The 13,149-nt window shown below is 63.0% G+C and carries 11 protein-coding genes; 7 read left to right on the top strand and 4 right to left on the bottom strand.

Annotated elements, in window-relative coordinates; all coding sequences use genetic code 11:
- The first annotated feature begins 105 nt into the window (after positions 1-105).
- The 3 genes from AF337_RS08160 to AF337_RS08170 are packed head-to-tail and all read left to right on the top strand — an operon-like array spanning position 106 to position 3,153.
- Positions 106-804: an ABC transporter ATP-binding protein gene (locus AF337_RS08160; protein WP_049731721.1), complete on the top strand. Its 699-nt coding sequence runs from the start codon at positions 106-108 to the stop codon at positions 802-804.
- Positions 801-1,940 carry an ABC transporter permease gene (locus tag AF337_RS08165; RefSeq protein WP_049731722.1) on the top strand — a complete coding sequence of 380 codons (1,140 nt, stop codon included), beginning with the start codon at positions 801-803 and terminating at the stop codon, positions 1,938-1,940. The genes AF337_RS08160 and AF337_RS08165 overlap by 4 nt, the downstream gene beginning before the upstream one ends.
- Before the next feature lie 4 nt (positions 1,941-1,944).
- A complete protein-coding gene (locus AF337_RS08170) occupies positions 1,945-3,153 on the top strand; it encodes an ABC transporter permease (protein ID WP_049731723.1) in 1,209 nt (402 codons plus the stop codon).
- A gap of 320 nt (positions 3,154-3,473) precedes the next feature.
- Here the strand turns inward: AF337_RS08170 and AF337_RS08175 are convergent, their stop codons facing one another.
- Both AF337_RS08175 and AF337_RS08180 read right to left on the bottom strand, forming a co-directional pair.
- Positions 3,474-4,820, bottom strand: a complete 1,347-nt coding sequence (locus AF337_RS08175; RefSeq protein ID WP_049731724.1) for a GAF domain-containing protein — start codon at positions 4,818-4,820, stop codon at positions 3,474-3,476.
- Entirely contained in the window at positions 4,817-5,293 is a 477-nt protein-coding gene (locus AF337_RS08180) for a hypothetical protein (RefSeq protein WP_049731725.1), read from the bottom strand. The genes AF337_RS08175 and AF337_RS08180 overlap by 4 nt, the downstream gene beginning before the upstream one ends.
- A 168-nt stretch (positions 5,294-5,461) precedes the next feature.
- On the opposite strand from AF337_RS08180, the gene AF337_RS08185 reads away from it, so the two are divergent.
- The 3 genes from AF337_RS08185 (at position 5,462) to AF337_RS08200 (ending at position 10,068) form a co-directional block, all read left to right on the top strand.
- The gene (locus AF337_RS08185) at positions 5,462-6,169 is read left to right on the top strand and encodes a hemerythrin domain-containing protein (RefSeq protein ID WP_049731726.1); all 708 of its coding nucleotides are present in this window, start codon (positions 5,462-5,464) and stop codon (positions 6,167-6,169) included.
- Between the two features lie 578 nt (positions 6,170-6,747).
- Positions 6,748-8,238, top strand: coding sequence for a right-handed parallel beta-helix repeat-containing protein (locus AF337_RS08195; protein ID WP_049731728.1), 1,491 nt, complete (start codon positions 6,748-6,750; stop codon positions 8,236-8,238).
- 339 nt (positions 8,239-8,577) lie between these two features.
- Positions 8,578-10,068, top strand: coding sequence for a right-handed parallel beta-helix repeat-containing protein (locus AF337_RS08200; RefSeq protein WP_049731729.1), 1,491 nt, complete (start codon positions 8,578-8,580; stop codon positions 10,066-10,068).
- A gap of 20 nt (positions 10,069-10,088) precedes the next feature.
- Here the strand turns inward: AF337_RS08200 and AF337_RS08205 are convergent, their stop codons facing one another.
- Positions 10,089-10,370, bottom strand: coding sequence for a hypothetical protein (locus AF337_RS08205; RefSeq protein WP_049731730.1), 282 nt, complete (start codon positions 10,368-10,370; stop codon positions 10,089-10,091).
- 165 nt (positions 10,371-10,535) lie between these two features.
- Positions 10,536-11,312, bottom strand: a complete 777-nt coding sequence (locus AF337_RS08210) for a dioxygenase family protein (protein WP_049731731.1) — start codon at positions 11,310-11,312, stop codon at positions 10,536-10,538.
- 220 nt (positions 11,313-11,532) lie between these two features.
- On the opposite strand from AF337_RS08210, the gene AF337_RS08215 reads away from it, so the two are divergent.
- Positions 11,533-13,113, top strand: coding sequence for a Na+/H+ antiporter (locus AF337_RS08215; protein WP_049731732.1), 1,581 nt, complete (start codon positions 11,533-11,535; stop codon positions 13,111-13,113).
- Positions 13,114-13,149 lie beyond the last annotated feature (36 nt).

Raw genomic sequence — 13,149 nt, forward strand, 5'->3', positions numbered from 1 at the left:
CGCATCCCCGTCGCACAGCCCCATTATACAGCAACGGCAACGTACAAGGATGAGGGCGGCCACCGGTTACCGGCCACAGATCAACCAACCACCAAGGAGCAGAACATGACCGACACTCAAGATCCCTATATCGCGCTTGCCGGCGTCAGGAAGGCGTTCCGGATCGGGGCGGAGACGATACCGATCTTCTCGGGGCTCGACCTTTCCATTCCGCGCGGCGATTTCGTTGCGGTCATGGGGCCGTCGGGTTCGGGGAAATCGACGCTGTTGAATATGCTGGGCGGCATCGACAGCGCTGACGCCGGTGAGATCCGCATCGGGCGCAGCCATCTCGAGCAGATGGGCGAAGGGGCGAGGGCGGCCTGGCGGGCGCACAGCATGGGCATCGTCTTCCAGTTCTACAATCTGCTGCCGATGCTGAATGCGGCGGAGAATATCGAGCTGCCGCTGCTCTTGAAGCCGCTGACGCGCAAGGAGCGGCGGGCGCGCGTCGATACGGTCATGGATCTGGTCGGGCTTGCCGGGCGGCAGCGGCAGTTTCCGTCGAGCATGTCGGGCGGGCAGCAGCAGCGCGTCGGCATTGCCCGTGCCATCGTCGCCGATCCCGATCTCATTCTCTGCGACGAGCCGACCGGCGATCTCGACCGGAAATCGGCCAATGATATCCTCGAGATGCTGGATTTGCTCAATCGCGAGCTTCGGAAGACCATCATCATGGTCACGCATGATCCCGAGGCCGCCGCTTTTTCCCGGCGCACGCTGCATCTCAACAAGGGCGAATTCGTCGAGGGGGACGGCCGATGAGTTTTTTCCAGCTGATGCGGCGCAATGCCTGGCGCAAGCGGCTGCGGGCGATCCTGCTGATGTTTTCGGTCGGTATCGCCTTCCTGATCTACGGACTGACGGGGAGTTTCGTCAGCGGCAGCCAGGGGGCGGCCGGCGCCAGCGCCAACCTGCTCGGCGTGTTCAACAAATCGGGCCGGGGGCTGCCGCTGCCGATCGCTTATCTCAACCGGATTGCGGCGCAGCGCGATGTCGCGGCCGTCGCCTATACCGCGCGCATGCGGGGTTTCGTCGAGGTCGAGAAGAATGTCGTGGCCGTCAGCGCGGTTGATCCAAAGGCGATTGCCGCCGCCAACGGCGCCGAACTCGGGCTGACGCCAGAGCTGATCGCGGCGCTGGAAGTGGGTCGCGACCGGGTGCTCGTCGGCAGGGCATTGGCCGAGGCGCAGGGCTGGTCGGTTGGCCAGCGCATCGGCCTCACCAGCCAGCTCATGAAGGCCGATGGCAGCCGGAACTGGAGCTTCAGCATCGCAGGCATCTTCGAGGGGGCCGATACCAGCACCGATACCTATTTCATGCTCGCCCGCTACGACATGGTCAATTCAGCCCGCGCGCGGGACAGGGATACGGTCGACGCCTTCGTGGTGCGCCCGCGCGAGGGTGTCGCCTCGGGCGTGCTGGCGGCGCGCATCGACGCGCTCTTTGCCAATTCGGCAGCCGAGACCAGGACGCAATCGGAAAAGCAGTTCCTCGAAGCGTTTCTGCGTCAGTTCGCCGATGTCGGGCTGATCGTCAGCCTCGTCGTCGGCGCCGCTTTCGTGACCATCCTGATGATCTCGGTCAACACCATGCTGTTTGCCATCCGGGAGCGCCGTTTCGAAATCGGCGTGATGAAGGTGCTCGGCTTTTCCCGCGGGCGGATCGTGGCGCTCATTCTCGGCGAGACGCTGTTCATCTTCGCCGTCGGCGGGGTGGGCGGGCTCATTCTGGCGAAGCTCGCGACGCTGTCGATCGGGCCGGAATTCGGCCTCGTCTTCAGCGGTGGGGTGCTGCTGAAATCCACCGCGATGATTGCCGGGCTCGGCCTGCTGACCGGGTTGCTGCCTGCGGTGAACGCCATGCGTCTGCCGATCGTCAACGCCTTCAAAACGAGATAAGCCAATGTCATCAGCGCTCAAGCAGACCTTTCTCATGATCAGAGTCAATCTCGGCAGCCTGCCGCGGCGGCTCACGATTTCGCTGTCGATGGTGCTGTCGGTCGCCCTCGTGGTGGCGGTGCTGGCAGGCTTTCTGGCGATGGCGCGCGGCTTCGAGGCCGCTCTTGCCGGCGCCGGCTCGCCCGATATCGTCGTCATCCTCGGCGGCGGCACCAATCAGGAAACCGGTTCGGACGTGCCGGCAGATGCGATCCGCAGTCTGACCGCCAGCAGCGGCGACACCGGCATCGTGCGCGACGGCGCCGGCGGGCTGGCGCTGTCGCGCGAGACCATCGTGCCGATCGACGTAAAGGGGAGCGACGGCGCCGAGCAGACGCTGTCGCTGCGGGGCATGGATCTCACCGGGCCCCATCTGCGCGGCCGCGCCCGGCTTTCTCAGGGGCGGCTGTTTGCGCCGGGTGCGCGTGAGATCGTCGTCGGCGCCCGCGTCGCAGACGCTTTCCCCGGCTTTGCCGTCGGCCAGAGGGTGCGGTTCGGCGCGGTCGATTGGACCGTCGCCGGCCATTTCACCTCAGGCGGCAGCGCCTTCGAATCCGAGATCTGGGCGGATCTGGACGCGGTGCAATCGATCTTCGGCCCCCAGGGGCAGGTGCAGAGCCTGCGCGTGCGGCTCGATGGGGGTGATCCCGTGCGTGCATTGGCGGCGCTGCGCCAGTGTCTGTCCGATATATCGGGCACGCCGCTCACCGCCATCCCGGAGGCCGATCTCTATGCCGCGCAGGCCGAGCGCACCGAGAGCCTGATCCGCCTGTTCGGCTGGCCGATCGCGCTGCTGATGGCGGTGGGTGCGACGGCCGGCGCCCTGAACACGATGATGAGCTCGGTCTCCGACCGCGCCATCGAGATCGCCACACTGCGCCTCCTCGGCTTTGCCCGCCTGCCGGCCTTCGCCGCCACCTGGGTGGAGGCGGTGCTGCTCTCGGCTCTCGGAGCGGCAATCGGCGTCATCGCCTCGCGGCTCGCCTTTGACGGCTGGCAGGCGAGCACGATGGGCGCCAACAACACCAAGATGGCGTTTCAGCTTGTGGTGACGCCGGATGTGCTTTTGACGGCGGGTTTGCTCGGGCTGGCCGTCGGGGTGATCGGCGGCGCGCTGCCGGCGCTGGCGGCCGCGCGGCTGCCGCTGAGGGCGGCGTTGCAGGCGAGGGGGTAGCAACGCAATTCCGGCTACGTTGAAGACTGTGCCGTGTAGCCCCCTTCTGTCTGCCCGGCATCAGCCTGGGCGAGCCATGGGTCTCGCCCGTGCTTCGGACCCCCGCTGGGGAGAACTTCGCGTCCACAATCGATGCTCTGAAGAAGGGCGAGACGTCACCGCGATGCCTCTCCCCAGCGGGGAGAAGATGCCGGCAGGCAGATGAGGGGCACACGGTAAAACTTCTATTGCCTGTCCCTATCCTTACACGTTGCGAATTCATGCAATTTCCAGTGCCTTAGCGAGCGAAACGCGCCAAGCAGCGAAACCTGGCCACCCCTTTACTCCTCCACCACCTCAATCTCCGGCCGCCCGGCAAGCGTCAGCCGCAGGCGGCCGCGGTCGGCGCGTTCGAGTGTGATCGGGCCGGCCTTCTCCTCCAGCCGCCGGCGCAGGAGGATCAGCCGGGTTTCCAGATTGTCCTTGAAGTCGGGCAGTTGCAGGCGACGGTCGCGGCGGATCTCGCGGTTCAGAAAATCCCGCTTGCCGGTGCGCGCGTAGTCTTCGAGGAAGTGCAGGAGTAGCCGCCCCGGCACACCACGGATCAGATAGTCGTCGTCGACGAACAGGGAGCCGTCGCGTGGATAGAAACGAACGGCGATGCGCCGGCTGGCGGGCGCGCTGGCGGCCTCGTCGGCCGGGGCCTCGGCCTTTTCCCGGCCATTCGTCTCCGCCCGCTCGCGTTCCTCGGACAGGAAGGAGAGCGCGGTGGCGAGATGGGATGCGATTATGATCAGCGCCTCCTCGTCGTGATGGCGGAAGGTGAAGCGCTCGGTCGATTCCGAAAACAGCAGGCCGACGAGCCTTCCCCGCGCGACAAGCGGCAGCGCGATCTGGCTGAGCGGCTTTTCGAGCGCCGGAAGCGGGATCGGCGTCGCATCCTCGACGCCCGCCATGGCCTGCACGGCCTTGATGTAGCGCAGGCCGCGGCTGAGATCGGTGATCCGCACGTTGCGTCGCCGCTCGGCCGCAAGTCCGATAATGCCGCGCCCGGCCGGAACCTCGGCGCCGAAGCCGAACTGGTCGTAGCCCCGGCTGCCGATTGTCGTCAGCCCGCCACGTTCGCCGTCCGGCACCAGCACCATGGAATTGTGGTAGCCGAAGAGCTCGCCCAGGCCCTCGAGCGTGGCGTCGAGCAGCGTTTCGGGATCGCTGCAATTCGACATGCGTGCCGTCAGCCGCGCCACCTTGCCCATCAGGTCGGGCAGAAAGAGCGGCTGAGGCTCGACCAGCGGATTGGCCGCCGGCACGGCCCGGCAGTCCTCAACCCGGTAGATGTCGACGGCGCGCAGCTTCATGATCCCGCTCATCCGGCTTTCCAGGATCTCCAGGTGGATCGCCATCCGCTCGAATGTCTCGCCCTCCGTCTCGGAGCGCTCGAACGCCAGGTCGAGCACGTGCTGCTGGCCGCTATAGCCGTCGACCACCATCACGGTCGCGAGTCCGTTGCGCGCCACATTGGCGGCCGTCTTGGAGAAGAACTGGTCGGAGAGCGCCACATGCCTCTCATCGACGTAGTGCACGTGCGAGAGATAGGAAATATTGGGCATTCCGTCGGCATCGGCGGTGGCGATGATGGAGGGAATGATGCCCTCGAAGCTGTCCCGCAGCCCCTCCAGCGGAATCATGCGGCGGCTTCCGGCATCAGCCTGCGTCCGGCGCCGGGCCCCGGCGTCTGCTCGAAGATTTCCTGCGGCTCGATCGTCAGGCAGACGAGGTCCTGGTCCGACAGCGTGCTGGAGAGCTGCATGCGGGTGACCCCGAGCGCCATCATCAGCGCCAGCTGTTCTGTGACATAGGCCTCGCCCCATGCCCGGCCTGCGGCATCGGCCGGCCCTGCCGTGAGGATCCGGCCCTTGACCTGGCAGGCCTTATAGTCGGCGGGCCGCACATAAGTCATGGCAATCGGCCGGCCGATCTGCGCCTCGCTGACGGCTTCCGGCCATTGGCAGCGGGAGGCGAGAAAGTGCAGCTGCCCGCTCTGCCGGTCGACGCGCACGCCGGAGCCGCGGCCAATCATTGGCCGGCCGGCCTCGTCGCGTGTCGCGAACAGGATCATGACGGGACTTTCGATGAATTCTGCGAGTTCCGGCCCCAGCATGCTTTTCCCCACCCCAAGTCAGGCGATGATAGTTACTTAGGATATTCTTAGCAATCGTTCCAAGTGCTTAGGATGGTTTTAGGAAGCGCTTCGCAAGGGCCTCGGTTATCTCACCGTCATCGACCCGGCGCACAAAAAGAGGCGCCTGATAACGAGAGGAAAACCATCATGAGCCATGAATTCTCGCTTACCAGCATTCCCGATCTCAACGGCCGCTACGACATTTACGGCGCGATCCACAAGGGGCTGCGCAAGGCCGGCTGCGACCTGCTCGGACGCCTCGGCACGGCCGATTTCCAGAATGTCGAGGAGACGGTCCTCCTGATCGGCGACCTGCGCCATTACCTGATGCTGGCCGCCTCCCATGTCACGCACGAGGACGACAACATCCACACGGCGCTTGCCGACAAGGGCGTTTCGACCGTCACGCTCGACGAGCAGCACGACGACCACCGCACCGCGTTCCGCGAGCTGGAAGAGCTTGTGGTCGCCTGGGAAAAAGCCTGGCCGCTCAACAAGGCAGCCTGCGGCCGCAAGCTTTATCTCGCCTTTGCCGCCTATATCGCCGACGACTTCGCGCATATGCACGAGGAGGAGGCGGTGACCGGCCCGCTGCTGTGGCGCAACTTCGACGATCAGGAAATATTCGGCATTGAGATGCGCATCATCGGCTCCCTGCCGCCGGAGAAAAGCATGGCCTTCATGCGCATCATGATCCCGGCCATCAATCCGGCGGAGCGGGCGGCACTGCTCGGCGCCATGAAGAAGGATGCGCCGCCGGAAATTTTTCAGGCGGTCATCGACTTCGCCGTCCGTCCGGGGCTTTCCGCCGGCGACTTCGCCAAGCTTGCCGACGCGCTGAAGCTGGCCGCCTGAGAAGAAGTTGCGGGCGGAGGACCGAGGTTCCGCCCGTGGCATCGCCTGTTAATTTGCGGAGAAGAACCATGTGCAAACCAAACGGCGAGGCCGGCACTCCGGCCAAGTGTCCGTGCCGCGGCGACTGTGGCGGCTGCCCCCATTTTGCTTTCGACGATGGCGCGCGAGAGGATCGCCGCACAGCGCCTGGTCCACACATCCGGGCCGGGCGCCAGTCCGCCGATCTGCTGGCGAAATTCGCCGAAGCGCTCGGCGCGGCGGGCCTTTCTAAATGAAGCAAGCCCCGGGGCGAATCATCTGCGGCGCGTTCGAAGGGGAGGGAAGGTGCGATGGCGTACAACCGCGATTTATTCGCCTCCGGGTCGACGGTTTATGGAGCTGGGTTGCAGCTTTCTCGCGATGATCGGAGCTCGCGCCATTGCCTGTGGGATAAGAGCCGCGAACTTCGCCGCTGCCCCATTGACAACATCTTCTCGCCTTTTTGCCATGGACGTTTGCCCGCGCCGCGTTTCCGATCAGCCGATTCCGGCCGGTCGGGCGGCGACTTAGCGATCCGATGAACAGGGCAACATGGCGATATGACAATCTACTATGTGAACTCAGCGACTGGCTCCGACCGCAACGGCGGAACGGGCCAGAACTCGGCTTTTGCGACTTTGTCCAAAGTGGAATCCTTGACGTTGAAACCGGGCGACAGCGTGCTGCTCGCCAAGGGCAGCGTCTTCAACGAGCAATTCGATATCAAATATTCCGGCACGGAGAGTGCGCCGATCAAGATCGGCAGTTACGGGACGGGGGCCGCACCCGTCATCCACAGCGGCGGCGACGGCATTCACAGTCTTTATGCCTCGAACATCGTCATCGAGAACCTGAAGATATCGAACACCGGCGGTGCGGCCATCTATGGCGGCGATGTCACCAACTGGACGGTCCGCAATGTCGAGATTGCCAAGAGCGGAATGTCGGAAAACGCAGGTGCCGTCACCTTCAGGAGCAGCAAGAACGTCACGGTCGAAGACAGCAAGATCTCCGATGTCAAAGGCGACGGCTTCTGGATCGAAAAGGTCAGCGGCGTCAAACTTCTCAACAATACCGTCACCAGCGCCAATGGCTCGACGGCCGATGCGATGCAGCTCAACGACAGCAGCAATATTCTGATCAAGGGCAATCATCTCGACCAGACTCATGCCGTCAGTCCGAAGGGGGGGATCGCGCTGGTGCGGGCCACCGATGCCGTGGTCGCGGACAATGTCCTGACCGGCGGCGGCTTCGGCATCAGCGCGCCTGGAGGTAAGAACGTCGCCATCCACGGCAACGACATATCGGGATATCACGGTTACAGCTGGTCCTTCGCCGTCGGCCTCGGCGATCAGGGCAGTGCGCGCGATTACGACATATCGGGCAACCATATTCACGATGGCGCCTGGGGCGTGGCGGTCAGTGGCGCCACCGGCTCCAGCTATAGTCTCACTGGCATCAAGGTCCACGACAATGTCTTCGACGACCTCACGCAGGCGGCGCTGAAGGTCGACAGGCCGGCATCCGGCTCCTTCTACAACAATACCATCGAGACCGGCGTCAAGGCCACCAGCATATCGCCTGCCATCGTCGACGCGCACACCTTTTCCGTCAGTAACAACCAGACGGTCGCAAATGTCGAGACGGCGCTTGCAAGCACCGAGACCAAGGCTGCCGCGACGACGGAGGCGGCTGTCGACCCGGCGGTCGTCGCCGTCCATGACAATCTGAAGATCTTCACCGATACGGGCGAGGCCCATCGCGGCAATCTCCTGGAAAACGACAGCTCGGACAACGACACCTTGGCGCTTCGCCGCTTCGGCGACGAAGCCGTCGGCAAACACGGACTGACGCTGACCGGGGATTATGGTTCCATCCACGTGGACCGCGAAGGCAACTACGCCTACACGCTCGATGAAACGAAGCTCCCCGACGACCATAGCGGACATGTGAGCGAGTCCTTCAGCTACCGCATAGACGATGGAACCTCCCATCACAGCGACGCGGATACGCTGACCGTCTTCATCCACATGGATGGCTTGCTGAGCTGAGGTTAGGGGACGGTCTCCCTCCGCCCTCATCCTGAAGCGCGCCCCGTGAGGAGCGTTGAAGGGCGAGGGCGGGCGGCCATCCCCTGACGTTAATTGCAAAACGGTCCGTTACCGTTTCATTCACCTTTCGGTCGCTATTTTATAGACTATTTTCTCTTAAGTTGTATTGTTGAGGATGCAGCCACCGCCAGGCTTCTCGGGAGCATCGCAGGCCACAGCCTGTCTACCGCCGTAATGACAATAGAAGATTGTCTTATGGCCTTTCGCCCCGGCCGCATCCGATCCACTGATCGCAGCTGATCCCCACACGGCTGCGCGACAATGCGAGCATATGGCGATATGACAGTCTATTACGTGAACTCGGCGACAGGCGCCAACAGCAACGCTGGCACGAGCGAGGATGCGCCCTTTGCATCCTTCTGGGCGGTGGAAAATTTGAAGCTGCAGCCCGGCGACACCGTGCTGCTCGCTGCAGGCAGCGTGTATAACGACCAGCTCGACCTGAAATATTCCGGCACCGTCAGCGCCCCGATTACCATCGGCAGCTACGGGATCGGCGATGCGCCGGTCATTCATAGTCCCGGCGACGGCATTCACAGCCTTTATGCGTCGAACATCGTCATCGAGAACATCAAGATCTCGGATACCGGCGGTGCCGCCATTTATGGCGGCTATGTCTCGAACTGGACGGTGCGCAATGTCGAGGTCGATCACACCGGCTTGGCAGGCAAGTCCGGTTCGGTCACCTTTCGGACGGGCTCGAACATCACCATCGAAAACAGCACGATCAACGACGTGAACGGCGACGGCGTCTGGATCGAGAAGATCAACGGCGTCACCCTTCTCAACAACACTGTCACCAACGCCCACGGCACCACGGCAGATGCCGTGCAGATGAACGACAGCAGCAACATCCTGATCAGCGGCAATGTTCTCGACCAGACGGGCGCCATTAGCCCTAAGGGCGTGCTGACGCTCATCCGGCCTGTGAATGCGGTGATCGAGGACAATACGCTGGTTGGCGGCGGCTTCGGGGTTAGCGCTCAGGCGGGCACGAATATCGCCATCCACGACAACGACATTTCGGGATATGGCGGCTACAGCTGGTCCTACGCCGTCGGCCTCGGCGACCAGGGCGACACGAGGGACTATGATATCTCAGGCAATTACATCCATGACGGCGTATGGGGCGTGGTGGTCAGCTCTGCCGGCACCACCAGTTACGTTCGTGAAGATATCGATATTCACAACAACGTTTTCGACGACCTGTCGCAGGCGGCGCTGAAGGTCGACAGGCCTGCATCCGGAGCTTTCCACGACAATGTCATCGCCAGCGATGTCACGCCCTACAGCATATCCCCTGCCATCATCGCCGCGAACACCTTTCCCGTCAGCAACAACACAACGCTCGACGAGGCTGACGCCCTGTTTGTTAGCCTCGATAGTCACGCTGCCGGCGATACAGCGCATGCGGACACGGTTCCGACAATCGTCGCAGCCCATGACAGTTTGAAGATCTCAGCCGACATGGATGCCGCCCATCACGGCAATCTCCTTGAAAACGACAGTTCGGCCAATGGGATCCTGCTGCTGCGCCGCTTCGACGGCGAAGTCGTCGGCAAGAACGGCCTGACGCTGACCGGCCAATACGGCAGCATCCATGTCGACGATCATGGCGACTACAGCTACACGCTCGACGCGGCGAAGCTTGCCGGGCTTAGCGGAGATGTGAGCGAGACGTTCTATTATAAGATTTCGGACGGGGCCGCGCATCATTTCGATACGGATACGCTGAGCATCTCCATCGATGTGGACGGTGTGCTGACCTGACAGGGATAGCGGCGGCAAACTCATCGGCCGCCGAGCAGGATCCTGGTGACGTCGATTTCGATTTCCGCACAGATGATCTCGTATTCGGTGACGATCGCCGGGTCGGCCGACCTATCCTTGCGCATGCGATCAAGAACGGCGCAGGCCTCGCCATAGGCTCCGCAGAGTTCGTAAAGATGGGGTTGGCTTGCCGCGGCGGCCCTGATCGTTGCCCGCGTTGCGGGCAGCCTCATCATCAGCCTGGCCAGCCCCTGTTCGGCGATTTGCCGGACGATGTGTGCCACGCCTACTTTTCTGACCATGCCATCAACCCTCGCTGCCTGTATTCCGCTGTCGAGAGTTGGTACGCAGGAATGCTGCATCTGGTTTCATGCCGGATGCAAAGTCGCCGTTTAAAAACTCGATGATGGAGGAAGTCCGGCAGGGTCAGCGGCTGGTGATTGGCGACTTTCTCCTGCGCTATCCGCTCAGGAAGAGAGGCCGATCGTGATGGTGGCGGACAGCACGCCACCGTCGAGCTTGTCGAAGTCGAATATGTGATCGGCGGCGTCTTGCGGGATGATGCCGTCCGCTTCGTTGCGGGTATCGCGGGTAGGACGTCCGAGATAGTCCGGATGCTCGCCATAGATGATGTCGCTCAGCGTATCGTCGAAATAGATCTGGCTGACGAGAAGCTCCTTGCCGTCGACGAGGATGCGGCAGTGAACATGTGGCGTGCGGCCCTGGTACCATCCGGGATAGGCCGTCAGGAAGCTTGCCTGCCCCTCAGCATCCGTCAGTTGGCGCCCGCGAAAGGCGAGGCCGCTGATTGCCTCGGCATCGCCGAGCGTACACATTTCGGCCGCCTCGCGGCCGGAATAGATGCCACGATGATCGGTATGCCAGATTTCGATATCGGCGCTCTCGACCGGCCGGCAATCGGCGGCATGGACGATGCGGACGGCCAGCCGCAACGGCAGCCCGGCCTTTCCTTCCGAGACGTCCTGGCGGGCCGGAATATTGTTGACATGGCAGGGGCCAAGGGTTTGGGCTGATGTCACGATGCAATTCGGACGGCTGCGGAAGAGCGGCGCAGGCAATTTTTCCAATGTGACCGACTTTGTGCCGCCGCTCAGGAAATCCGTCCCCTTCCAGTCGAATGTCCTGGCGGCAACGGTGATATGCCGCCGTGGCCAGATCGCCGCCGCAGCCACGGTCGAGGCGACGATGGTCGCACCTCCAAGCACCAGGGTTCGCCTTTGCATGAGTCTTCCTTTCTCGAAGGCACTGCGTGTAAGGAGGATGCGCAGGAAACTCCAATGAATTCCAGTCAATGATGGAGGGCAGAGAGAGCCAAAGTCTCCAAAACTCGCCATTCCCGGTCATGCAGCCTTTACAGCGCGTAGCGTCTTTTCAGATGCGTAAGGTCGCTGTAATTCTTTGCGGCAGCCATCCGACATTCGTTGCTGAGCCAGGGCGGGGCACATGGAACCAACACACTTATTCGAGCTCGTTATCGCGATGTTTCTCGCGATCATCGCGCTGCAATATGCCGCCCATAGGCTCGGCCTGCCGCCGTCCGTCGCGCTGTTGACCGGTGGTGCTTTGCTGGCGTTCGTGCCGGGGCTGCCGGCGATATCGGTCGATCCCGAGCTGGTGCTGGTTATCTTCCTGCCGCCGCTGTTGATGGATGGCGCCTGGTCGATCGCGCTGTCGCGGCTGCGGCGGCATATGATCGGCATCGCTTCGCTTGCCGTCGGCGCGGTATTCTTCACCTGCATCGTCGTGGCCGTTGTCGCCCACCTTATCTTTCCGTCACTCCCCTGGGGCGCCTGCGCGGCACTGGGCGCGATCGTTGCGCCGCCGGACGCGGTTTCGGCGCGTGCCGTGCTGGAGCGCGTACGATTGCCACGGCGGCTGCAGATTCTGCTGGAAGGCGAGAGCCTGCTCAACGATGCGAGCGGCCTGGTACTCTTCCGTTTTGCCGTTGCCGCCGCCGCGACAGGCGCTTTCAGCGCAGGTGAAGCCGTCGGCAGTTTCTTCGTGCTGGCGCTGGGCGGCGCCGTCGTCGGCATCGCGGTCGGATTGGCATGGGTCAAACTCATCCGCCATCTCGGCGACGATTATCTGATCATCGCGGCCACCGTGCTGCTCGGCTGGATTTCCTATCTGTTGGGCGAACTGCTGCATGTCTCCGGCGTCATCGCCACCGTCAGCACCGGGCTGATCGCTTCCTGGCATCAGCACACGGTCTTTTCAGCGGCGACGCGCATGCGCGGCACGTCGTTCTGGACGGTGATGATCTTCCTGATGGAAGCGGCGGTCTTCACACTGATCGGGCTGTCGCTGCGGGACGTCGTCGAACGCGGCGGCGGCTTCACCACCGTGATCGCGACAATGGGTCTGCCGATGCTGGCAATCATTGTGGCACTCGTGGCTGCGCGGTTTGCGTGGGTCTTTGCCTCCGATCTCGTCATGAGGTCATGTGCCGCGCTGGGGTTCACCCGTGCCCGGCCGCTCGGAGCAGGCGGGGCGACCGTTCTAAGCTGGGCAGGTGTGCGCGGGGTAGTTACGCTCGCCTTGGCGCTGAGCCTGCCCGAGGGTTTCCCGGGCCGTGACTTCATCCTTGCCACGTCCTTTGCCGTCATTCTCGGAACCGTGCTCGTGCAGGGCACCACATTAGGGCGGGTGATTGCCTGGGTGCGGCTGGCGCCGGAGACGGAAAGAGCGCGTCTGACCATGAGCCAGGCCGAAGCCGCCATGGCGCAGGTGCAGTTCGGGATCGTCCAAAACCTGGCCTATGACGCAGAGGGAAAGCTCATCCACCCGCAATTGCTGGAGCGCTATCAGCGCAGGGCGACAGCGATCGTCGACTATGCCGAGAGAACCGAGCATTACGTGCCGCTGCTCCATGCTCATTTTGACGTCGTTCTCGAAGCGGTTGCGACAGGGCGTCGTGAACTCATTCGCCTCCACCGCGCCGGCGACATCGATGACGAGACGCTGGACGAGCTGGAACGGGATCTTGATCTCGAGGAATTGAGCGCGATCTCGGCCAAGGCCTGACGTGCACGCCGCTGCAATTCTCCGCCTCCGGCATCC

Source organism: Rhizobium ecuadorense, assembly GCF_001187535.1.
Lineage (GTDB): Bacteria > Pseudomonadota > Alphaproteobacteria > Rhizobiales > Rhizobiaceae > Rhizobium > Rhizobium ecuadorense.

Excerpts from the sequence above, each read along its gene's own strand:
- AF337_RS08160 (WP_049731721.1), top strand. The coding sequence starts at position 106 with ATGACCGACACTCAAGATCCCTATATCGCGCTTGCCGGCGTCAGGAAG.
- AF337_RS08165 (WP_049731722.1), top strand. The coding sequence starts at position 801 with ATGAGTTTTTTCCAGCTGATGCGGCGCAATGCCTGGCGCAAGCGGCTG.
- AF337_RS08170 (WP_049731723.1), top strand. The coding sequence starts at position 1,945 with ATGTCATCAGCGCTCAAGCAGACCTTTCTCATGATCAGAGTCAATCTC.
- AF337_RS08175 (WP_049731724.1), bottom strand. The coding sequence starts at position 4,820 with ATGATTCCGCTGGAGGGGCTGCGGGACAGCTTCGAGGGCATCATTCCC.
- AF337_RS08180 (WP_049731725.1), bottom strand. The coding sequence starts at position 5,293 with ATGCTGGGGCCGGAACTCGCAGAATTCATCGAAAGTCCCGTCATGATC.
- AF337_RS08185 (WP_049731726.1), top strand. The coding sequence starts at position 5,462 with ATGAGCCATGAATTCTCGCTTACCAGCATTCCCGATCTCAACGGCCGC.
- AF337_RS08195 (WP_049731728.1), top strand. The coding sequence starts at position 6,748 with ATGACAATCTACTATGTGAACTCAGCGACTGGCTCCGACCGCAACGGC.
- AF337_RS08200 (WP_049731729.1), top strand. The coding sequence starts at position 8,578 with ATGACAGTCTATTACGTGAACTCGGCGACAGGCGCCAACAGCAACGCT.
- AF337_RS08205 (WP_049731730.1), bottom strand. The coding sequence starts at position 10,370 with ATGGTCAGAAAAGTAGGCGTGGCACACATCGTCCGGCAAATCGCCGAA.
- AF337_RS08210 (WP_049731731.1), bottom strand. The coding sequence starts at position 11,312 with ATGCAAAGGCGAACCCTGGTGCTTGGAGGTGCGACCATCGTCGCCTCG.
- AF337_RS08215 (WP_049731732.1), top strand. The coding sequence starts at position 11,533 with ATGGAACCAACACACTTATTCGAGCTCGTTATCGCGATGTTTCTCGCG.